At 66.4% G+C, this 21681-nt stretch carries 19 protein-coding genes; 9 read left to right on the top strand and 10 right to left on the bottom strand.

Annotated elements, in window-relative coordinates:
• Positions 1-6: 6 nt before the first annotated feature.
• From G6N32_RS20575 to G6N32_RS20565, 3 genes are read left to right on the top strand one after another with little or no spacing between them, the layout of a single operon-like run.
• A complete protein-coding gene (locus G6N32_RS20575) occupies positions 7-831 on the top strand; it encodes a carbohydrate ABC transporter permease (protein ID WP_172507338.1) in 825 nt (274 codons plus the stop codon).
• 11 nt (positions 832-842) lie between these two features.
• Complete coding sequence (locus G6N32_RS20570) at positions 843-2015, top strand: ABC transporter ATP-binding protein (RefSeq protein WP_115321621.1); 1173 nt, start codon at positions 843-845, stop codon at positions 2013-2015.
• On the top strand, positions 2016-2612 hold the full coding sequence (locus G6N32_RS20565) for a suppressor of fused domain protein (protein ID WP_115321620.1): 597 nt from the start codon (positions 2016-2018) through the stop codon (positions 2610-2612).
• Positions 2613-2616: 4 nt separating this feature from the next.
• Here the strand turns inward: G6N32_RS20565 and corA are convergent, their stop codons facing one another.
• Positions 2617-3720 carry a magnesium/cobalt transporter CorA gene (gene corA / locus G6N32_RS20560; protein WP_115321619.1) on the bottom strand — a complete coding sequence of 368 codons (1104 nt, stop codon included), beginning with the start codon at positions 3718-3720 and terminating at the stop codon, positions 2617-2619.
• 137 nt (positions 3721-3857) lie between these two features.
• Here corA and G6N32_RS20555 point away from each other — a divergent pair, with 137 nt between their 5' ends.
• Both G6N32_RS20555 and G6N32_RS20550 read left to right on the top strand, forming a co-directional pair.
• Positions 3858-5027, top strand: a complete 1170-nt coding sequence (locus tag G6N32_RS20555) for an NAD(P)-dependent malic enzyme (protein WP_115321618.1) — start codon at positions 3858-3860, stop codon at positions 5025-5027.
• A 22-nt stretch (positions 5028-5049) separates the two neighbouring features.
• Positions 5050-5889 (top strand): glycine betaine ABC transporter substrate-binding protein, encoded by an 840-nt coding sequence (locus G6N32_RS20550; RefSeq protein WP_115321617.1) that lies wholly within the window; start codon positions 5050-5052, stop codon positions 5887-5889.
• Between the two features lie 5 nt (positions 5890-5894).
• Here G6N32_RS20550 and G6N32_RS20545 read toward each other — a convergent pair whose 3' ends face one another.
• A complete protein-coding gene (locus G6N32_RS20545; RefSeq protein ID WP_115321616.1) occupies positions 5895-6725 on the bottom strand; it encodes an SDR family NAD(P)-dependent oxidoreductase in 831 nt (276 codons plus the stop codon).
• A 103-nt stretch (positions 6726-6828) separates the two neighbouring features.
• Here G6N32_RS20545 and G6N32_RS20540 point away from each other — a divergent pair, with 103 nt between their 5' ends.
• Positions 6829-7203 (top strand): DUF732 domain-containing protein, encoded by a 375-nt coding sequence (locus G6N32_RS20540; protein ID WP_115321615.1) that lies wholly within the window; start codon positions 6829-6831, stop codon positions 7201-7203.
• Between the two features lie 327 nt (positions 7204-7530).
• Here the strand turns inward: G6N32_RS20540 and G6N32_RS20535 are convergent, their stop codons facing one another.
• The 6 genes from G6N32_RS20535 to G6N32_RS20510 form a co-directional block, all read right to left on the bottom strand.
• On the bottom strand, positions 7531-7779 hold the full coding sequence (locus tag G6N32_RS20535; protein WP_147292062.1) for a hypothetical protein: 249 nt from the start codon (positions 7777-7779) through the stop codon (positions 7531-7533).
• A 237-nt stretch (positions 7780-8016) separates the two neighbouring features.
• The gene (locus G6N32_RS20530; RefSeq protein WP_147292061.1) at positions 8017-8262 is read right to left on the bottom strand and encodes a hypothetical protein; all 246 of its coding nucleotides are present in this window, start codon (positions 8260-8262) and stop codon (positions 8017-8019) included.
• Between the two features lie 478 nt (positions 8263-8740).
• On the bottom strand, positions 8741-10252 hold the full coding sequence (locus G6N32_RS20525; RefSeq protein WP_115321612.1) for a sensor histidine kinase: 1512 nt from the start codon (positions 10250-10252) through the stop codon (positions 8741-8743).
• Positions 10249-11034 carry a response regulator transcription factor gene (locus G6N32_RS20520; protein ID WP_115321611.1) on the bottom strand — a complete coding sequence of 262 codons (786 nt, stop codon included), beginning with the start codon at positions 11032-11034 and terminating at the stop codon, positions 10249-10251. Before G6N32_RS20520 ends, G6N32_RS20525 begins: the two co-directional genes overlap by 4 nt.
• A 137-nt stretch (positions 11035-11171) precedes the next feature.
• Positions 11172-14912, bottom strand: a complete 3741-nt coding sequence (locus G6N32_RS20515; RefSeq protein ID WP_115321610.1) for a multifunctional oxoglutarate decarboxylase/oxoglutarate dehydrogenase thiamine pyrophosphate-binding subunit/dihydrolipoyllysine-residue succinyltransferase subunit — start codon at positions 14910-14912, stop codon at positions 11172-11174.
• A gap of 179 nt (positions 14913-15091) precedes the next feature.
• Entirely contained in the window at positions 15092-15832 is a 741-nt protein-coding gene (locus G6N32_RS20510; protein WP_115321609.1) for a hypothetical protein, read from the bottom strand.
• Positions 15833-15970: 138 nt separating this feature from the next.
• On the opposite strand from G6N32_RS20510, the gene G6N32_RS20505 reads away from it, so the two are divergent.
• The 3 genes from G6N32_RS20505 to G6N32_RS20495 all read left to right on the top strand — a co-directional run bounded on the left by G6N32_RS20505 (position 15971) and on the right by G6N32_RS20495 (position 20156).
• Entirely contained in the window at positions 15971-17236 is a 1266-nt protein-coding gene (locus G6N32_RS20505; protein WP_115322046.1) for a multidrug effflux MFS transporter, read from the top strand.
• 261 nt (positions 17237-17497) lie between these two features.
• Positions 17498-19240: an MFS transporter gene (locus G6N32_RS20500; protein ID WP_232077810.1), complete on the top strand. Its 1743-nt coding sequence runs from the start codon at positions 17498-17500 to the stop codon at positions 19238-19240.
• 85 nt (positions 19241-19325) lie between these two features.
• The gene (locus G6N32_RS20495) at positions 19326-20156 is read left to right on the top strand and encodes an SDR family oxidoreductase (protein ID WP_410432487.1); all 831 of its coding nucleotides are present in this window, start codon (positions 19326-19328) and stop codon (positions 20154-20156) included.
• Here G6N32_RS20495 and G6N32_RS20490 read toward each other — a convergent pair.
• On the bottom strand, positions 20153-20716 hold the full coding sequence (locus tag G6N32_RS20490; protein WP_115321606.1) for a hypothetical protein: 564 nt from the start codon (positions 20714-20716) through the stop codon (positions 20153-20155). The two genes, G6N32_RS20495 and G6N32_RS20490, sit on opposite strands and share 4 nt — an antisense overlap.
• Positions 20717-20757: 41 nt before the next feature.
• Positions 20758-21681, bottom strand: a complete 924-nt coding sequence (locus tag G6N32_RS20485) for an alpha/beta hydrolase (protein WP_115321605.1) — start codon at positions 21679-21681, stop codon at positions 20758-20760.

The raw sequence follows: 21681 nt of genomic DNA, 5'->3' as shown, positions 1-21681 counted from the left end.
GAGCGCGTGGGAGCCCGGCGAGCGGTGAGCTGGGTCGTGATCGATGCGATCGTGGTGATCTACGCACTCTTCCCGGTGTTGTGGATCCTGAGCCTGTCGCTCAAGCCCACGTCAACGGTCAAGGACGGCAAGCTCATTCCGTCCGAGATCACCTTCGACAACTACAAGGGCATCTTCAGCGGCGACGCGTTCAGTTCCGCGTTGATCAACTCGATCGGCATCGGGCTGATCACGACGGTGATTGCGGTGGTGATCGGGGGTATGGCGGCCTACGCGGTCGCTCGGCTGGAGTTCACCGGTAAGAAGGCGCTGATCGGCGCCGCGTTGCTGATCGCGATGTTCCCCCAGATCTCTTTGGTGACACCGCTGTTCAACATCGAACGCCGGCTCGGCCTGTTCGATACGTGGCCCGGCTTGATCATTCCCTACATCACGTTCGCGCTGCCGCTGGCGATCTACACGCTGTCGGCGTTCTTCCGGGAGATCCCCTGGGACCTCGAGAAGGCGGCCAAGATGGACGGCGCAACACCGGCTCAGGCATTCCGCCGGGTGATCGCGCCCCTGGCCGCGCCGGGCATCGTGACCGCGGCGATCCTGGTGTTCATCTTCGCGTGGAACGACCTGCTGCTGGCGCTGTCGCTGACCGCTACCGACGCCGCGATCACCGCGCCGGTGGCCATCGCGAACTTCACCGGCAGCTCGCAATTCGAGGAGCCGACCGGGTCGATCGCGGCAGGTGCGATGGTGATCACGGTTCCGATCATCGTGTTCGTTCTGATCTTCCAACGACGGATCGTCGCCGGGCTGACCTCCGGCGCGGTGAAGGGGTAGCGAGGTTTTCGATGGCCGAGATAGTCCTGGATCATGTCAGCAAGAACTATCCGGACGGCGCTGTCGCCGTGAAGGATCTGAGCCTGACGATCGCCGACGGCGAGTTCGTCATCCTGGTCGGGCCGTCCGGCTGCGGTAAGTCCACCACCCTGAACATGATTGCCGGCCTGGAAGATATCAGCGCCGGGGAGCTGAGGATCGGCGGTGACCGGGTCAACGAGAAGGCGCCCCGCGAACGTGACATCGCGATGGTCTTCCAGTCCTACGCCCTCTACCCACACATGACCGTCCGGCAGAACATCGCGTTCCCGTTGACGCTGGCCAAGCTGAACAAGGCCGACATCGCCAAGAAGGTCGAAGAGACGGCGAAAATCCTTGACCTGACCGAACTTCTGGATCGCAAACCCTCGCAGCTGTCCGGAGGCCAGCGCCAGCGGGTCGCTATGGGCAGGGCGATCGTCCGCCAGCCCAAGGCGTTCCTGATGGACGAGCCGCTGAGCAACCTCGACGCCAAGCTGCGTGTGCAGATGCGCGGTGAGATCGCCAGGCTGCAGAACCGGCTGGGCACCACCACCGTCTATGTCACACACGACCAGACCGAGGCGATGACACTCGGTGACCGGGTCGTGGTGCTACGCGGCGGAGAGGCACAGCAGATCGGCACGCCGGGCGAGCTCTACGAGCGGCCGGCGAACCTGTTCGTGGCCGGATTCATCGGCTCGCCGGCGATGAACTTCTTCCCGGCGACGCTCGACGGTATGAGCCTGCGGTTGCCGTTCGGCGAGGTGACGCTGAGCCAGGATGTGCAGAACGTTCTGGCTCAACATCCCAAGGCCGCCAACGTCATCGTCGGCATCCGGCCCGAGCACTTCGAGGACGCGGCACTGCTCGACGCCTACGAACGCATCCAGGCCACGACCTTCGAGGTGACGGTGGATCTGGTCGAGTCGCTGGGCGCCGACAAGTACGTGTATTTCACGACCGGCGGCGACAGCGCGAAGGCGGCCCAGCTGGCCGAGCTGGCCGCCGAGTCCGGTGCCGGTGGGAACGATTTCGTGGCAAGGCTTTCCGCAGATTCGAAGGCGGCGATCGGGCAGTCGATCGAGTTGGCGTTCGACACCGCCAAGCTGCACATCTTCGACGCCGACAGCGGAGTGAACCTCACCATTGCACCCGCAGGTTAAGTGAGCGAGCCCCTGGATTCGGTCCGCGCTCACCTACGCGGCCACTTCGCCGACGCCGGACTCGACGCCGAGCCGGATTCGGCGAGCGTCACGTTCCTCGGGCTGGAGCGCATCGAGGTGTTGCGCTTCGGGCCGGACGCCAGCGGGGTGGCTCACTATGTGACGCTGGGCTGTTCGCTGCACCCGATGACCGAACCGACGGCCGGCATCGCCGACCCGTTGCACGGCCCGCGCGCCGAGGTCGTCCTCACCCTGCGCGCCACCACCGCACCCCCGGGTCTGGCCCGCAGCCTGGCCGTCGTGGCGGCGACGCCGGCCGTCGAGGGGGTGGTGCTGGTCGCCGACGCGCTGATCGACCTGTCCGCGCCGCTCTGGGACGGTGCCGCGTTCACCGCTGTGCTGCTGGGTGATTCGGCTCTTCCCGACCTGCCGCTGGAGGCGCCCCGCGACCCGGTGCGCTTCCTGGCGGCGATCCCGGTGACGCAGACCGAGGCGGCGTGGGTACGGCTCAAGGGTGCCGACGCGATGCGCCAGGCCTGGCTCGACGACGGAGTCGACGTGCTGGACCCGAACCGGCGTGCGGCGCAACCGGGTTAGAGCCTCACAGCCAGTTGTTGCGCCGGAAGTTCAGGTAGAGGAACCCGCAGACCGTCGCCATGAGGGCGAGCACCGCCGGGTAACCCCAGGTCCATGACAGTTCCGGCATGTGCTCGAAGTTCATGCCGTAGATGCCCGCGATCATCGTCGGCACCGCGGCGATCGCGACCCACGCCGAGATCTTGCGCATGTCGACGTTCTGCTGCATGCCCACCTTCGCCAGCGCGGCCTGCACCAGCGACGACAGCATCTCGTCATAGGACTCGATCCGGTCGGCCGCCTGTGCCGCGTGGTCCAGGACGTCGCGCATATAGCGCAGCACCTCTTTGGACATCAGGTCCTTGAAGTCGGGATTGAATCGGCCGAGTGCGACGGTGAGAGGTGAGACCGCCCTTCGCAATTCGACGACTTCCCGCTTGAGCAGATAGATCGGCTCGATGTCGGTCTTCTTCAGCGGCGAGAATGTCTCCGACTCGATGGCGTCGATATCGCATTCCATCAGTTCGCTGACGTCGCGGTAGGTGTCCACGACGTGGTCGGCGATCGCGTGCATGACCGCATACGGGCCCAGTGCCAGGTGCTGGCGTTCTTCTTCCAGGTGTTTGCGAAGCCCGGCCAGTCCGGTGTGGTCGCCGTGGCGCACCGTCACGACGAAGTCGGGGCCGACGAACACCATGATCTCGCCGGTTTCGACGATTTCACGGGCCAGCGCGACCGACTCGTGCGGCACGTACGTCACCGTCTTGAGGACCAGGAACAGGGTGTCGTCGTAGCGTTCGACCTTGGGGCGCTGGTGGGCGTGCACCGCATCCTCGACGGCCAGCGGGTGCAGGCCGAACACCTCGGCGACCGCCTGCATCTGATGTTCGTCGGGTTCGTGCAGGCCGATCCAGACGAACGCCTTCTGCCCGCCGGCCTCGAGCTCGCGAACCCGTTCCAGCGCGGCGGCGTGGGTGAACTTGCCGGCAAGCCGGTCACCCTCGACGTAGACCGCGCAGTCGACCATGGCCCGAGCGACTGGCACGTGAATGCGTTTGACGTCGACGGGGGCGGATCGGGTACGGGTCACTCCCAGCAGAGCCTGTGGGCGTGGACGAAACGACGGCATGACCCGACCTCCCCTTGAGCGGCAGGCGGGGCCCTGACGGGCCCCGCGGAAATGTTACGCGCCAGTAGTGTTGTCGGCGTAGTTCACGCCAGGGAGACCCTGGTCGGTGAGCTTTTAGGGGCGAGTACCCTGACGCCGTGTCCGAAACAGTGAGTACCCCCCGCGTCGTTATCGACGACGAAGAGATCTTCGCCGCTCACGTGGGCGGCAAGCTGTCCGTCGAGCTGAAGGCGCCGCTGGACACCCAGCGCGCACTGTCGATCGCCTACACCCCCGGCGTAGCCCAGGTCAGCCGCGCGATCGCCGCCGACCACACCCTGGCCGCGCGCTACACCTGGTCCAATCGGCTGGTCGCGGTGATCAGCGACGGCACCGCCGTGCTCGGCCTCGGTGACATCGGTCCCGCGGCGTCGCTGCCGGTCATGGAGGGCAAGTCCGCGCTGTTCAAGACCTTCGGCGGGCTGGACTCCATCCCGATCGTGCTGGACACCAAAGACCCCGACGAGATCGTCGAGACGATCATCCGGCTGCGCCCGACGTTCGGCGCGGTCAACCTCGAGGACATCTCGGCGCCGCGCTGCTTCGAGATCGAGCGCCGCCTGATCGAGGCGCTGGATTGCCCGGTCATGCACGACGACCAGCACGGCACCGCGATCGTCGTCCTCGCGGCCCTGATCGGCGCCACCAAGGTGCTCGATCGCGACATGCACTCGCTGAAGGTGGTCATGTCGGGTGCGGGTGCCGCCGGAGTCGCGTGTACGAACATTCTGTTGGCCGCGGGCATCACCGACATCACCGTGCTGGACAGCCAGGGCATCCTGCACACCGGCCGCGACGACATGAACTCGGTCAAGGCGGATCTCGCCACCCGGACAAACCCGCGCGGGCTCACCGGCGGGATCGCCGAGGCGCTCAACGGCGCCGACGTTTTCATGGGAGTCTCGGCCGGACTCGTTCCCGAGGAATTGATCGCCACGATGACCCCCGGCGGAATCGTGTTCGCAATGTCCAACCCGGACCCCGAGATCCACCCGGATGCGGCCCGCAAGCACGCCGCGATCGTGGCGACCGGCCGAAGCGACTTCCCGAACCAGATCAACAATGTTCTGGCGTTCCCCGGTGTCTTCCGCGGAGCGCTGGACGCCGGGGCGCGCCGGATCACCGAGAAGATGAAAGTCGCAGCAGCAGAGGCGATCTTCTCCGTCGTCGGCGATGACCTGGCGGCCGATCACATCGTGCCCAGCCCGCTGGATCCCCGGGTCGGCCCGGCCGTGGCCGCAGCGGTGGCGGCGGCATCCGAAGCCTGAGCGAAACGTGCTGAGGCCGACGATGTTTCGCCGGCTGATGCTCGGACTTCTGGTCCTGGCGGCGGTCGCCTGCGGGTCGCCGGCGCCGGGACCGTCGATGGCCGTGGGTGCCACAGCCGACCCGGAATACACCCTGCTGGCCAATCTGTACGCCGCCGCTCTGCGCTCCTATGGGACAGGTGCGCACGTGGAGATCGTCGACGATCCGTTGCAGGCACTGGATTCCGGAGCGGTCAGTGTGGTGCCGGGGTTCACCGGACGACTGCTGCACAAGTTCGCGCCTGGCATCACGGCCCGCTCGGATTCGCAGGTGTACCGCGCTCTGCTGGGGGTGCTGCCGGAGGGGGTGGGTGCCGGTGACTACACCACCGCCGCCGACGACAAGCCCGCGCTGGCGGTCACCGATGCGACCGCGTCGGCGTGGGGCAGCCGCGATCTGACCGCACTGGTGAGCCATTGCGCCGGGCTGCGCCTCGGAGCGGCCGCGCACGTCCGTGGGTTGCCGACTGTGGTCGGTAGTTGCACACTGCCTGCCCCGCGCGAATTTCCAGATGCGGCAACGATGTTCGCTGCGCTGCGGGCAGGCGACATGACGGCCGCATGGACGGGGACCGCCGACACCGGCGTGCCGAGTGATGTGGTCGTCCTGGCCGACCGCAAACCGGAACTGGTGATGGCCGAGAACATCGTGCCGCTCTACCGTCGCAACGAACTCGACGACGCACAGGTCCGCGCGATCAATGAACTCGCGGGCGTACTCGACACCGGCTCGCTGGTCGACATGCGCCAACACGTCGCGCAAGGGCGCGATCCGCGGTCGGTCGCCGAGGAATGGCTGTCCGCGCACCCGTTGGGGCGCTGAGAAGATCAGCGCATCGGGGGAGCGAGCTTGGGCAGCACGGTGGAGAACAGCTGCTGGTAGCCCGAACCGGTGATGCGCACGATCACGTCGAGGATCTTGGCGTCGGCGCCCACCAGCACCCGCGCCTTGTTCTTGCGGACGGCGTCGAGAATGATCTGAGCCGCACGCTCCGGCGTCGTCCTGGCCAGCTTCTTGTCGAAGGCACTGGCCATCGCCGCTTGATCAAGCCCCTCGGCCACAGTCGAATTGCGCGCGATCGCGGTCTTGATCCCGCCGGGGTGCACCGTGGTCACCTTGACCGGGTGCTTGGCCAGGATCATCTCCTGGCGCAGCGCCTCGGTGAAGCCGCGCACCGCGAACTTGGCCGCGTTGTAGGCGGCCTGGCCGGGAACCGAGAAGATGCCGAACAGGCTGGAGACGTTGACGATGTGGCCGTCGCCGGACTCGATGAGGTAGGGCAGGAAGACCTTGGTGCCGTTGACGACGCCCCAGAAGTCGACGTCCATGATCCGCTCGATGTCCTTGAACTGGCTGATCTCGACGTCACCGGAGAACGCGATGCCTGCGTTGTTGTAGATCTGGTTGACCTTGCCGAAGTGCGCCTTGACGCCGTCGGCGTAGGCCTGGAAGGCCTCCCGCTCGGTGACGTTCAGCCGGTCGGCCTTGACGTCCACACCGATCGCCTTGAGGCGCTCTTCGGTGATCGCCAGACCCTCGGTGTCGATATCGCTGATGGCCAGCTTGGCACCCGACCGGCCCAATTCGATCGCCAGTGCCTGACCGATGCCTGACCCGGCTCCGGTCACCACCGCTACCTTTCCGGCGAACCCCTGCATGAACGACTCCTCCGAGTTGTTTGACGCATGTTTAATGGGACCTAGGGTATCGGTTCAGCACCCCGCCGGTAACAGCGGGATGGTCGACCGCGATGCTTAGAGCATGACATTTCGCCGTATGGCCAGCGTCGGGGCGGTTGCCGGACTGATCGCCGGCGCCGTCGCGCTGGCGGCGCCCGCGCAGGCGGACACCACCACCGACGACTTTTTGGCTGCGTTGGGCAATGCCGGGATCACCGGGATGGACCCCGCGCAGGCCGTCGAGATGGGGCAGTCGATCTGCCCGCTGCTGGCGGACCGCAGCCAGAACACCGCCGACATCGCCTCCACCGTCGCTGACCGGATGGGCCGTCCGCTGGGCGCGGCCACCATGTTCACGGGCCTGGCTGTGTCCTACTTCTGCCCCCGCGCCATGCAGGATCTGGCGAATGGCAACTCGCCGATCCCGCTGGACTTGCTGAACAACTTCGGCTTCTGAAGCGGCTGCCGCTGGCCGCCGGACAGGTGATGGCGGGCGCCGGTGTGCGTCGTCCTCGTAGGCCACGTCAGCGGGTCACCACCAACGTGATCGCCGGCTGGAGCCAACGTTGTGATCCCCGCTGACCGCCGTGGGGGGGACCGCCAGAGGATCGATTGGTCCGCTGGCGACCAAGTCGAGCACTTCGGGTAGATACCTGAGGGCGCCGGCTGACATTTCGAGCAGCGCCATTGGCCACCAGTTCCGGGTATTCGATCGCGAAGCTCTCACCCGCGAGTTCGAGGTCCCCGCCGAGTGGGAGCCAACCTCGCTGATCCGTGTGCCGGATCAACCCAAGGCCCACATTGGGTCGATCGGTCCGAAACCGATGTTGAACCCGAAGGGCTGCGGCGCCCGGGACGGCTTGTCGACTTTGATGGACGCGTGGCCCTGCCTCTGGCAGAGTGATGCGCCGCCATTGTCGCGGCATGTCGCCGTATTCGATGCCGCCCCGGCGACTGGTGCCAAAGCCACGGTCGCCGCGGTGACGCCCGCGAGAATGAGCGGCGCGATAGCGCCCTGGAGTCTGGTGGTCATCGGTGGTTCCTTTCCGCGAGGCCTTAGACAGGCCATGCATTCGGAAGTCGCTGTCGCACAGTCTGTTTGACAGTGAACTTCGCTATGCATCCAGGTTAAGCCGGTGTGCGCGCCGTTTCACGTGACTCATATCGAACGCAAACTTCTGTGCTGCAACGGATCTGAACGCCGAAAGGCCACGGGGAAGCCTCCAGAAGGAGGATCCGCCGCGGCCTTGGTCGATCTAGCGCAGGGCTGCTATCCGAGCGCCCAGATCGGGGCGAGGGGACCGGCTTGGCTGCCGAACCCCCACTGCATTCCAGAGTCGCGTGGAGTCGTCACGATCGAAGCGTGCCCCTGCTTCTGGCACACCGACGTTCCGGTGGACTCACGACACTCTGGTGAACCACTGGTAGACGCCTGAGCGGCTGGTGCGGCCGCAATCGCGGCGGCAGCGGCCCCGGCGATGATGAACGGGCTCAGGCGGCGCAAGGTAGTGGTCATCTCGATTCCTTTCATCGGTTGTACTCGTTCTGGGCTGAATTCGAGCGGCGGGCTGCGTCAACGAACTCCGTTGTTCTGTAGTCGATTCCGCTCGTCGTCCCACGCCTCTAGCCTAGAAGGTTTCGGCCGCTTGCTCATTCAACTCATAGCGGAAACAAATGTGAGAAGCGCTTGCGGTCTGAAGCCTTCAGGCGACGATATGAGGAGGTCGGGCGACCATTGGATTCAGTTGATCGAGACCGGCTTACCAGGATCGGCCGATGCCTACGGCCCGGCCGTAATCGCGGCGGCGGTGGAGCCGGCGATCAGAAAGCTCAGATGGGACAACGTCATAATCAGGGCAATCCCTCACGTCGTCCCGAAGGCCGGGTGGGATCTACGCGGCCAGCGCATCGGCTGACAGCCTGTCCGCGAGCGGTTTCCGCCTTGCCGTCCCACATCTCGATTCTGGAAACGGCTGGCCAACCTGCCATCCAGCTCATAGGAAGTTCAAATCTTGAGGACTCGGTGAGTGCAGAGGTATCGAAACTGTGAATCGGGTGTTCCCCGGTTTTGACTCCACCTCCACGGTTCCCCCGTGGGCCTGAACGATGGAGCGCACGATCGCCAAACCCAAACCGCTGGAACCAGACTCACGTGCGCGAGCTTTGTCGGCGCGGACGAATCGATCGAAGAGATTGGGTATGACCTCGGGGGGAATGCCGGGCCCGTCGTCACTGACGACCATCTTCACCGTGGCCGGGTCACCGGGTGCGATGCCGACCGCCGCCGTGACATTGACGCCGGCCGGAGTATGGATGCGGGCGTTGGCCAGCAGGTTGGCCAGTACCTGGTGTAGGCGTGCTCTGTCGCCGCGGATCCGTACCTGGTGATCGGGGAGCTCGAGGTGGAAGTGATGATCGGGCGCACTCACCGCGGCGTCGTTCACCGCATCGGCCACCAGGTCACACAACTCGACGTCCTCGATATCGAGATCATTTCGTTCCTCGAGGCGAGACAGCAGTAGCAGGTCGGCGACCAGTACGGACATCCGGCGGGACTCGGCCTCGATGCGCGCCAGGGCGTACTCCGTGGTCTCCGGCAGCGTCGCGCTGTCCTGCCGGGTCAGCTCCGCATAACCGAGGATCGAGGCCAGCGGGGTCCGCAACTCGTGGCTGGCATCAGCCAGGAACTGCCGCATACGCCGGTCGGAGGCAGCCAGGTCTGCGAGTGCGGAGTCGACGTTGATGAGCAGCCTGTTCAAGGCGTGTCCGACGACTCCGACATCGGATTCCGGGTCGGTGTCGGATTCATCGACACGCGCAGTGATGCGAGTCTCTGTTCCATCCAGCCGCAGCGTCGCTACCTCGCCGGCAACCGCGGCGATGCGTCGCAGAGGCTTGAGCGCGTGACTGACCGTCCACACCGTGCCGATTCCGGTGGCCAACAGCGCCAGCACGACAAGAATGACGACGATGAGCGTCTCGTGCGCCACCGTCTTCTCGGCCGGTCGCAAGGAAACGGCTGCCACCAGCCGCTCTCCGGCACCGACGTCCCGGCTGTCCGCCCGATACGGACCGAGTTCACCGAGTTGGACGGTACGCGGCCCGCTGTCAGCCCAATTCACGGCTTCCATGGCGCGCTGGGCATCGGCCGGCGCCGGTAGTTGTGCGCCGTCGGCAAACACATTGGAGTAGACCACGGCGCCGTCACGAACCACCGCGATCGCTGTGCCCGGCGCCTGGTTTTGGAAGGCGCTCGCGCGTCCCATCGGCATGCCGGTCGCGTCGGGGGCGATGGTGCGCTGGGCGTCCCACTTGGCATAGGCATAGGAGAACGCCGCAAGAGAATTCGCCACCTGGGTGTCGCTGAGGCGAATCGCCTCGTCGCGCAGACTGATCACCGCCACCGTGCCGACCACGATCAAGGCGACGCTGACGATGGAGGACACTCCGATGGCGAGCTGGCGTCGCAGGGAGCGACGCCTCCACCACCGTTTCGAAGCGGTCATTGCTCCTCGGGCGGGCGCAACATGTAGCCGACCCCGCGCACGGTCTGAATCATCGGCTTCCGTCCGTCGTCGATCTTGCGGCGCAGATAGGAGATGTAGAGGTCGACGATGCTCGAGCGACCGCCGAAGTTGTAGTTCCACACCCGGTCCAGAATCTCCGCGCGGGTGACGGCGCGCCGGGCGTTGCGCATCATGTAGCGCAACAACTCGAACTCGGTCGAGGTCAACGTGATTCGCTCACCGCCCCGGGTTACCTCCCTGCTAGGGCCTGAGAGAACCAGGTCACCCACTTTGAGGGTTTCCTCGCTGGGGTCGGTCATCGCGTTGGCCCTTCGCAGCAGGCCCCGCAACCGTGCGACGAGTTCTTCCAAGCTGAACGGCTTGGTCAGATAGTCGTCGGCTCCCGCGGTCAGTCCTTGGACGCGATCCATCACCGAGTCCCTGGCGGTGAGGAACAGCGTCGGGGTATACCGGTCGTTCTCGCGGATCTGCTTCAGGATCTGCAAGCCATCGGTGTCGGGCAGCATGATGTCCAGGACCAGCAAATCAGGTTCGACGTCGCGGAACTTCTGGGCGGCCTGTTCACCGTTGTGCGCCACCTCGATGTCCCAGCCCTCATAGTTGAGAGCCATCTGCACGAGATTGGTCAGCGCCGGCTCGTCGTCGACCAGCAGCACGCGGATCGGCGTTCCATCCGCGCGGGTGATCCGCGGCAATTGACCGAGCACGGCCTGCCGGCGTGGACGAGATCCGGGCGCCTGAGAATTTACCGACGTAGCCATGCCATCAATGGTGGCCAAACACATGATGAATTGTCATGAAATCCATACTCGCTTCAAATGTGCGGATTTCAGACCGACGTCATCGATTCGTCATGGCGTCCTGGCCGGCGGCTACATTGACCGCAAGAGGCTGAGGCCTAGCCGAAGGCCTCGTCGATGATCTCCTGCTGCTCGACGGCGTGCACCTTCGACGATCCCGACGACGGCGCCGACATGGCGCGCCGCGAGATGCGCTTGATCCCGGCCAGCTTCTCCGGCAACAACTCCGGCAGCGTCAGGCCGAATGTCGGCCAGGCGCCCTGGTTCGCCGGCTCTTCCTGCACCCAGAAGAACTCGGTGGCATTCGGATACGAGTCCAAGGTGTTGCTCAGCCGCCGCTTGGGCAGCGGGGCCAGCTGCTCGACGCGGACGATCGCGACGTCGTCTCGCTTGTCCTTGTCTTTGCGGGCCACCAGCTCGTAGTAGATCTTGCCGCTGGTCAACAGGATCCGGGTGACCTTGTTCCGATCGCCGTCACCGTCGGTGTAGGTCGGCTCCTCCATGATCGACCGGAACTTCTGCTCGGTGAAGTCCCGGATGTCGCTGACGGCAGCCTTGTTGCGCAGCATCGACTTCGGCGTGAACACGATCAGCGGACGGTGCACCCCGTCGAGGCCGTGGCGGCGCAGCAGGTGGAAGTAGTTCGCCGGGGTCGACGGCAGTGCGATCGTCATCGAACCCTCGGCCCACAACTGCAGGAATCGTTCGATGCGGCCCGAGGTGTGGTCGGGTCCCTGGCCCTCGTGGCCGTGCGGCAGCAGCAGCACCACATCGGAGAGCTGGCCCCACTTGGCCTCACCGGAGCTGATGAACTCGTCGATGATCGACTGCGCGCCGTTGACGAAGTCGCCGAACTGCGCCTCCCACAGGACCAGCGCGTCCGGATTGCCCACCGAGTAGCCGTATTCGAAGCCGACGGCCGCGTACTCCGACAGCGCCGAGTCGTACACCATCAACTTGCCGCCGGTCGGCGTGCCGTCCGGGTTGACGGTCAGCAGGTCCAGCGGGGTGAACTCCGCACCGGTCTTGCGGTCGATGATCACCGAGTGCCGCTGGGTGAACGTGCCGCGCCGGGTGTCCTGTCCGGAGAACCGGATCAGCTTGCCCTCGGCCAAAAACGTTCCGAGCGCCAGCAATTCGGCGAACGCCCAGTCGACCTTGCCCTCGTAGGCCATCTCGCGCCGCTTCTCCAGCACCGGCTTGACGCGCGGGTGCACGCTGAAGTTCTCCGGGAACGCCAGGTGCGCATCGCCGATGCGGGCCAGCAGCGACTTGTCCACAGCGGTGGTCATGCCGCGCGGGATCATCTGGTCTTCTTCGACCGACTCGCTGGGTTCGACCTCGTGCTTCTCGAGATCGCGAACCTCGTTGAACACCCGCTCCAGCTGACCCTGGTAGTCGCGCAGCGCGTCCTCGGCCTCTTTCATCGAGATGTCGCCACGGCCGATGAGAGCTTCGGTGTAGGTCTTGCGGACACCGCGCTTGGTGTCGATGACGTCGTACATATAGGGCTGGGTCATCGACGGGTCGTCACCTTCGTTGTGCCCGCGACGGCGGTAGCACAGCATGTCGATGATGACGTCCTTCTTGAACTTCTGCCGGAAGTCCACCGCGAGGCGGGCCACCCAGACGCAGGCTTCGGGATCGTCGCCGTTGACGTGGAAGATGGGCGCTCCCACCATCTTTGCGACGTCGGTGCAGTACTCCGAGCTGCGCGAGTCCTGCGGCGAGGTGGTGAAACCGATCTGGTTGTTGACGATGATGTGGATCGTGCCGCCGGTGCGATAGCCCCGCAGTAGCGCGAGGTTCAGCGTCTCGGCCACCACGCCCTGGCCGGCGAAGGCCGCATCGCCGTGCAACATCATCGGCATGACGGTGAAGCCGTCTTCACCGGTCCCCTTGTCCAGCAGATCCTGCTTGGCCCGGACGATGCCTTCCATCACCGGGTCGACAGCTTCGAGGTGTGACGGGTTCGCGGTCAGGGAGACCTCGATGTCGTTCTCGCCGAACATCTGGATGTAATTGCCGCTGGCACCGAGGTGGTACTTGACGTCGCCCGAGCCGTGCGCCTGGGACGGGTTCAGGTTGCCCTCGAACTCGCTGAAGATCTGCGAGTAGGGCTTGCCGACGATGTTGGCCAGCACGTTGAGCCGGCCGCGGTGTGGCATTCCGATGACGACCTCGTCGAGCGCGTGTTCGGCGGCCTGGTCGATCGCGGCGTCCATCATCGGGATGACGGTTTCCGCGCCCTCCAGCGAGAAACGCTTCTGCCCAACGTATTTGGTCTGCAAAAAGGTCTCGAACGCCTCAGCGGCGTTCAGCTTGGACAGGATGTACTTCTGCTGGGCGACCGTCGGTCCTTCGTGCTTGACCTCGATGCGCTCCTGAAGCCACTTCTGCTGCTCGGGTTCCAGGATGTGGGTGTACTCCACGCCGATGTGGCGGCAGTACGCGTCTCGAAGTAGCCCGAGCACGTCGCGCAGCTTCTTGAATTCCTTGCCGGCGAATCCGTCGACCTTGAACACCCGGTCGAGGTCCCACAGCGTCAGGCCGTGGGTGTTCACGTCGAGGTCGGGGTGGCTGCGGAAGCGGGTCTTGTCCAGGCGCAGTGGGTCGATGTCGGCCATCAGGTGCCCGCGGTTGCGGTAGGCCGCGATCAGCTCCATCACGCGGGCGTTCTTGTCGACGATCGAATCGGGGTTGTCGGTGCGCCAGCGGACCGGCTCGTAGGGGATGCCCAGCTCGAAGAAGATCTCGTCGAAGAAATCGTCGGAGAGCAGCAGCTGGTGGATGGTCCGCAGGAAGTCGCCGGACTCCGCGCCCTGGATGATGCGGTGGTCGTAGGTCGACGTCAGCGTGATCAGCTTGCCGATGCCGAGCTCGGCGATGCGCTCCTCGCTGGCACCTTGGAACTCCGCCGGGTATTCCATCGCGCCGGCGCCGACGATCGCGCCCTGCCCGGACATCAGCCGGGGCACCGAGTGCACAGTGCCGATCGTGCCGGGGTTGGTCAGCGAGATCGTCACTCCGGCGAAGTCCTCGGCGGTCAGCTTGCCGTCGCGGGCGCGCCGCACGATGTCCTCGTAGGCCGCGATGAACTGGCCGAACCGCATGGTTTCGCAGTTCTTGATCGCGGCGACCACCAGCGACCGCTGTCCGTTCTTACCCTGCAGGTCGATCGCCAGGCCCAGATTGGTGTGCGCAGGCGTGACGGCGTTGGGTTTGCCGTCGATCTCCGCGAAGTGGCGATTCATGTTGGGGAATGACTTGACCGCCTGCACGATCGCGTAGCCGAGCAGGTGCGTGAAGGACACCTTGCCGCCACGGGTGCGCTTGAGGTGGTTGTTGATGACGATGCGGTTGTCGATCATCAGCTTCGCCGGGATGGCCCGCACGCTGGTCGCGGTCGGGATTTCCAGCGAGGTGTTCATGTTGCGGACGACGGCTGCTGCCGCGCCGCGCAACACCTGGGTCTCGTCGCCGTCGTCCGACGAGGACGCCGGTGCCGGCTTGGGTGCGGGCTCCTTGGCGGGCGCCTCCTTGGCCGGGGCTTTGGCCGGTGCGGCCTTGGCCGTGCCGTTGTCGGCCGGCGCGGGCTTGGCGGGCGCCGGCTTGGCCGGCGGGGGAGCCGGTGCGGGTTCCGGCGGAGCGACGGGCGCCTTGGTGGCCGTGGACTGGCCGTTGCCGCCGGCGGCCGAGTCGGTCGTCGGCTCCGGGTTGTAGTCGACCAGGAACTCGTGCCAACTGGGATCGACCGAGGAGGGGTCGTCGCGGAACTTGCGGTACATCTCCTCGACCAGCCATTCGTTCTGTCCGAATGGTGAACTAGTACTGCTCACGGCAGTTCCTCGCCTCAATTCCTTCGTCCCGGCAAGCCGTGCTCGACGGTTTGCCCCACTCTTGCGCCACGACACCTGGCCGCCGTCTAAAAGGCTATCGCTTCTCCGTTGTTCCCGAAGCACGTCAGCTCCATGCCCGAAGCTGGTGCGACAACCGGTCGTCGGAGGTCGGCGAACGGTTATCCGCCCGGCTCGATCGCTGGCAGCAGGTGCAGGCTCACCGGCCACCGGCTGGGCGCGGGCCCAAACGCCGCGCGGGCATTGTTCACTATCTTTTTGCCCATCATTCGGTTGCCACCGCCACCCACCGCGGCACCGATGCCGACGGGAAGCATCTTGCCGAACGCCATCGCCGAGCGCTTGAGCGTGAACCGCTTGACGAAGTAGCGCATCAGTCGGGTGTTCAACTGGGCCAGCGCCGGCAACGGCAGCATGTCCGCACCCTCGGCAAGCCACGCTCCGCTGGTGCGGCTCGGGCCGATCAGGTCGGCTATCGCGCCCCTGCTCTCTTCACCGACGAGCACCGCCAGCACCAGCGCGCGGCGACGCTCGCGCTGCTCGAGCGGGATGCCGTGGACATCGGCGACAGCCAGGACGAACACCGTGGTGGCCTCCAGGAAAACCAGCGTCTCGCCGGCGACCGCCGACAACGCCGCCAGTGTGCCGATGCCGGGGAACGCCGCCGCCGACCCGACGGCGGCACCGCTGGCCATCACCGCGGCCAGATAGCGCTTCTCGAGCTTGGTGACGATCTCGGCCGGGGTCGCTTCGGGATTGGATCGGCGCAGTCGCGCGACGTAGGCGCGGACCGCCGGGGCCTGGGCGCGAGTGCTGCGCTCCAGGATCTGGGAGAGCACCCGCGCAGTCATGGTCGCGTCGTCCTCGACCTTGGCCGGCAATTGCTCGCGACGGAGCTTCATGGGTGTGCCTTCCTGATAGGCGTAACACCAGGCTAACGAACGACCACCAGGTAAAGGTGCCTCGCGGTGATCCCGGTCACCGTGGGTCGGATAGCCGCAGGAGGAACAAATAATCGGCTGCGCGTGCTGTGGGTGGGCATGGCAACATCGCGAACTGTGACTGCCACCCGCAACCCGCAGCCGCTGAGCGCGGACGTTGCGGTTCCGAGCCGGCTGCGAATGATCGTGGTGCTGGGCGCGCTGGTGGCGCTGGGACCGCTGACCATCGACATGTACCTGCCTGCGCTTCCGCGGATCGCCGACGAGCTCGGGGTGTCGTCTTCGGTGGCGCAGCTGACGCTGACCGGAACGCTGGCCGGGCTGGCTCTCGGGCAGCTGATCGTCGGTCCGCTGTCGGATTCGCTGGGGCGGCGACGCCCGCTGATGGCCGGGATCGCGTTGCACATGCTGGCGTCGCTGCTGTGTTTGTTCGCACCCGATATCGCGGTGTTGAGCCTGGCCCGGGGCCTGCAGGGGATGGGCGCGGCCGCCGCGATGGTCGTCGCGGTCGCCGTCGTCGGTGACCTGTTCGACGACAGCGCCGCCGCAACCGTGATGTCACGGCTGATGCTGATCCTCGGGGTGGCGCCGATCGTCGCGCCGTCATTGGGGGCGGCGGTACTGCTCAAGGCGTCGTGGCACTGGGTGTTCGCGGTGTTGATCGTTCTGGCGGGCGCGCTGCTGTTGGTTGCGGCGCTCGCGCTGCCGGAGACCCTCCCGGTGGGCAGCCGCCGACCGCTGCGGGTCCGCTCGATCGCGGCGACCTACGGGAGTCTGCTGCGCGATCTGAAGTTCGTCATCCTGGTGATCGTCGGCGCGCTCGGGATGGCCGGGCTGTTCGCCTATATCGCCGGCGCGGCCTTCGTCCTGCAGGGCCGCCACGGTCTGGATCAGCAGACGTTCGCGTTGGTGTTCGGGGCGGGGGCGATCGCGTTCGTCGTCGCCACCCAGCTCAATGTCATTCTGCTGCGCCGGTTGTCCCCGCAACGCATCCTGATGATCGCGCTTACCGTGGCGACCGGGGTTGGCGCGGTGTTCGTCGCACTGTCGGTGACCCACACCGGCGGTATCTACGGCTTCCTGATTCCGGTGTGGGCTGTCCTGGCGATGATGGGCTTCGTCATCCCGAACGCTCCCGCGGTCGCGCTGTCGCGCCACCATGAAGCGTCCGGAACCGCCGCCGCCCTGCTGGGTGCCGCGCAGTTCAGTGTCGGCGCGGTCATCGCGCCGGTCGTCGGCTTGATGGGCAACGACGAGGTCGCCCTCTCGGTGGTGATGACCGCCGGTGTGGCGATCGCGTTGGTGGCGCTGCTGTTCGTCGGGGGCACCGACGACGCCGCACCGAGTCAGACACCGCAACGATGATTCCGGCCGTGGACTCGCTCTCAGGTCTGGCTCGACGGGTCGATAGGCTCGATCCGGCGGCGTGACGGCTTGAGGCGCGGGGGCCCACCAATCGTCCGGCGGGGGTTTGGCGGGGGCGCGCGCCGACACCATCGCAGTAGCCGAAACGAGGTAGTGGATATGACCAGGAACATGGCCGGCCCGGCGCCGGACGTGGACTTGGACCCCGATCCGGTCGCGGCGCCCGACGTGCCGGCCAACCCGTGGCCCGCCCTGTGGGCCATGCTGGTCGGCTTCTTCATGATCCTGGTCGATTCGACGATCGTCGCCGTCGCGAATCCCAGCATCATGGACGGGCTCCAGATCACCGACTACGACACCGTGATCTGGGTGACCAGTGCGTACCTGCTGGCCTACGCCGTGCCATTGCTGTTGGCCGGCCGCCTCGGCGACCGCTTCGGACCCAAGAACCTCTACATCGTCGGGTTGGCGATCTTCACGGTGTCGTCGTTGTGGTGCGGTCTGGCCGGCTCCATCGACACGCTGATCGCCGCCCGCGTGGTGCAGGGGCTCGGCGCGGCGCTGCTGACGCCCCAGACCCTGTCGACGATCACCCGGATCTTCCCGCCCGGGCGACGCGGCGTCGCGATGAGCCTGTGGGGCGCGACGGCCGGGGTGGCCACACTGGTCGGCCCGCTCGCCGGCGGCGTGCTCGTCGGCCGGCTGGGCTGGGAGTGGATCTTCTTCGTCAACGTGCCTGTCGGTGTGATCGGTCTGGGGTTGGCGGTCTGGCTGATCCCGGCGTTGCCCACCCGCAAACACCGGTTCGACATCGTCGGGGTGGCGCTGTCCGGGATCGGGATGTTCCTGGTGGTGTTCGGCCTGCAGGAAGGCCAGGCTCATCACTGGGCAGCGTGGATCTGGGCCGTGATCGTCGCCGGCATCGGCTTCTTCACCGCGTTCGTGTACTGGCAGTCGATCAACCGCAACGAGCCGCTGATCCCGCTGCAGATGTTCGCCGACCGCGACTTCAGCCTGTCCAACATCGGCGTGGCCGTGATCGGTTTTGTCGTCACCGCGATGATGCTGCCGGTGATGTTCTACGCACAGGTGGTGTGCGGGCTGTCGCCGACGCGCTCGGCGCTGCTGATCGCGCCGATGGCGGTGTCCAGTGGTGTGCTCGCCCCGTTCGTGGGCCAGTTGACCGATCGGGTTCACCCACGTCCGATCCTCGGTTTCGGTTTCTCGGTGCTGGCGATCGCGTTGACGTGGCTGTCGATCGACATGACGCCGACGACGCCGATCTGGCGGCTGGTGCTGGCGCTGACCGCGATGGGGGTCGGGATGGCGTTCATCTGGGCGCCGCTGGCTGCGACCGCCACCCGCAACCTGCCCGCGCACCTGGCCGGTGCCGGGTCGGGCGTGTACAACGCGACCCGCCAGGTGGGCTCGGTGCTGGGTAGCGCCGGGATGGCCGCGTTCATGGCGTCCCGGATCAGCGCCGAGATGCCGGCCGCACCGGCTGATGCCGCTCCGAGCGACCTGGCGGTGCTTGCGCTTCCGTCGTTCTTGCGGGAACCGTTCGCCGCCGCCTTGTCGCAGTCGATGCTGCTGCCGGCGTTCGGGGCGCTGTTCGGCATCGTGGCCGCGTTGTTCGTGGTCGGCGGGTTCGGTTCCCCGCGCCCGGTCCGGGACGGCGACGAGGTCACCGACGAGATCCCGGTCTACGACGACGGCTATGACGACGACTACTACCTGGAGTACGTGGTGGATCGGGAGCCGGTCGCGCCGCCGGTGCGTGACGAGCGCGACGACGAGACCGAGGTGATCAGATGGCACCCGCCAGTCGCGCGGCCCGAGCTGGGTGCGGAACCGGTCGGCTTGCCGCACAACGGTTTCCCTGTAAATGGTGACCGATCACGGCACCGTCTCAGCGATCCGGGCGAGTCTCGGCCGGCTCGGCACTACCGCGACGAGCCCGCCGAGGTCCAGAGCCATGGCCGTCACTCACGCCCGGGTGACTGACCGAAGGCTCACCCTTCCGCACGTTCTTCTCGATTGAGTACTATGCTCGCTGAAAAAGAGAATGCAGTTTTCAGCGAGGAGAATGATGGCCGCGAAGGGTTCGCTCACCGACCGCACGCTGGTCGTGTCGGGCGGTAGCCGGGGTATCGGTCTGGCCATCGCGCTCGGCGCGGCACGGCTCGGCGCCAACGTCGTGCTGCTGGCCAAAACCGCTGAGCCGCACCCGAAGCTGCCGGGCACGGTCTACACCGCGGCCGCCGACATCGAGGCTGCCGGCGGCAAGGCGGTCGCCGTCGTCGGTGACGTGCGCAGCGAAGAGGACGTCGCACGCGCTGTCGACGCCGCGGTGACCGAGTTCGGCGGGGTCGACATCTGCGTGAACAACGCCAGCGCCATCGCCACCGACCCCACCGAAACGCTGTCGGCCAAGAAGTTCGATCTGATGCAGCAGATCAACATTCGCGGCACATTCCTGTTGACCAAGGCGTGCCTGCCGCATCTGCGCAGATCGCCCAACGGCCACGTCATCACCATCGCCCCGCCGCTGAACCTCAACCCGCACTGGCTCGGCGCACACCCGGCCTACACCCTGTCCAAGTATGGGATGACACTGCTGTCGCTGGGCTGGGCAGCCGAATACGCCGACACCGGAATCGGATTCACCTGCCTGTGGCCGGAGACCTATATCGCGACCTCGGCGGTGGCCAACTCGGCGGACTTCGAGGAGGCGCTGGCATCCTCGCGCAGTCCTGAGATCATGGCCGACGCGGCGGTCGAGATCATCACCTCGCCCGCCGCGAAGGTCAACGGCGGTTGCCTGATCGACTCCGACGTACTGCGTGCCGCCGGTGTCGAGGACCTGTCCCGCTACGGCGGGGGCGACAGCCCGATCATCGACATCTTCGTCGACCGCTAGCTGACGGGCATCAGATCCTGGTACTCGGTGCGAACACCCTGGCCGTAACTGCGGAACGCTTCGACGGGGCCGACTGTCGAGTCCAGCCCGGCCGCGACCGCCGCCTGCGCCTTGAACACCCTTGCCGCAGCGCTCAGTTGGTGGCAGACCTCGGCTCCTCGGCGACCCACGCTGGGCAGCCAGACATCGCCCCAGACGGTGACCTCGGTGCGTGCCGAGCGGACCGATGCGGCCAGTGCGTCGCGGACCCGATCGTCCTCTCCGCACACCGCCCCGGCCAGCGCGAGCGCGGTGGGAAGGTCCGACCCGTCGAACATCACGCGCAGCGCGGTGGGCTGCACGCCGAGGATGCGCAGAGCGTCGAGGTCTCCGGCGTGGGCGACCGCGACCCGCACATCCCAGCCGGCCATCACCCGATCGAACAGCCAGCCGCCGGCCGAGTCGACGACGTCGGCGACGTGGGCGCCGACGACATCGAGTTGGTAACGGGCCAGCCTGGGTGTCCGCTGGCGCGACCTGGCCACCTCGTGCTGCCGGTCTCGCCGGTCGAGTTCATGCACGCCACACAGCGTGACACTTCGTAGGTAATCTGTAAAGGTCATCATCGGCCGAAGAATCGTCGCAGCGCCTCGGCCTGCATCACCAGCAACGTCTGGCTGACCTCCCAGTCCGGGGACAGCGAGTCAAAACCGTGACAGGTACCGCCGAAGACGTGCAGGTCGGTGCGGACACCGAAACTCATCAACCGGCCCGCGTAGTCCAGCGCCTCATCACGCAGCGGATCCAACTCCGAGCAGGTGATCAAGGTGCTTGCCGCCCCGATCATTTGGTGGCTGCGCGCGGGCACCGCGGCGGCGCTCGGAAGGGTCTCGCCGAGGTAGTGCCGCCACATCGCCTCGGCCGCGGCACCGTCGAACCCGGGCGTCGAGTCGAACTCCGCCTTCGATGCCGTGGGGCGGTCATCGAGCACCGGCTGGTGTAGCAGCACGCCGACGATCGGCGGAGCCTGGCCGGCGGCGGCCCGCTGCGCCAGACCCGCGGCCAGCGCCGCGCCCGCACTGTTACCGGCGAGCACAAGGCGATCGCGGTCGAGCCCAAGGTCCGGCCCGGCCGTCCAGCTCCGCTGCAACACCGTCATCGCGTCGTCCAGCGCGGCGGGGAAGGGGTGCTCGGGTGCCAGCCGGTAGTCGACGGACACCACGGTGCATTCGCCGCGGCGGGCCAGTTCGACGCACTGCCGGTGATCGGTATCGAGATTGCCGAGCATCAATGCTCCGGCGTGGCAGTAGATCACCGCGGGCGACGGAGATGTGGCGCCGCGGTAGATGCGCACCGGAACGCCTGCGGCATGGCCGTCGACGATGTCGACCCCGGCAGTGTCGATCTGTGCGACAGCATCGGCGCGCCGGACGTCGAGCGAGATCCGCACGGCGGCAAGGGTGTTCAGTGACAGATCAGTGCGTGCGGCGGCGAACGCATGCAGGGCGGGATCCAGCCGGCGGAGAAGCTCGGGGTCCGGTTCCAT

Origin of the sequence: Mycolicibacterium aichiense (assembly GCF_010726245.1) — a bacterium.
Taxonomy (GTDB): Bacteria; Actinomycetota; Actinomycetes; order Mycobacteriales; family Mycobacteriaceae; genus Mycobacterium; species Mycobacterium aichiense.
Note: the sequence above shows the minus strand (reverse complement) of the source record. Positions and strands in the feature narration are given on the sequence as shown.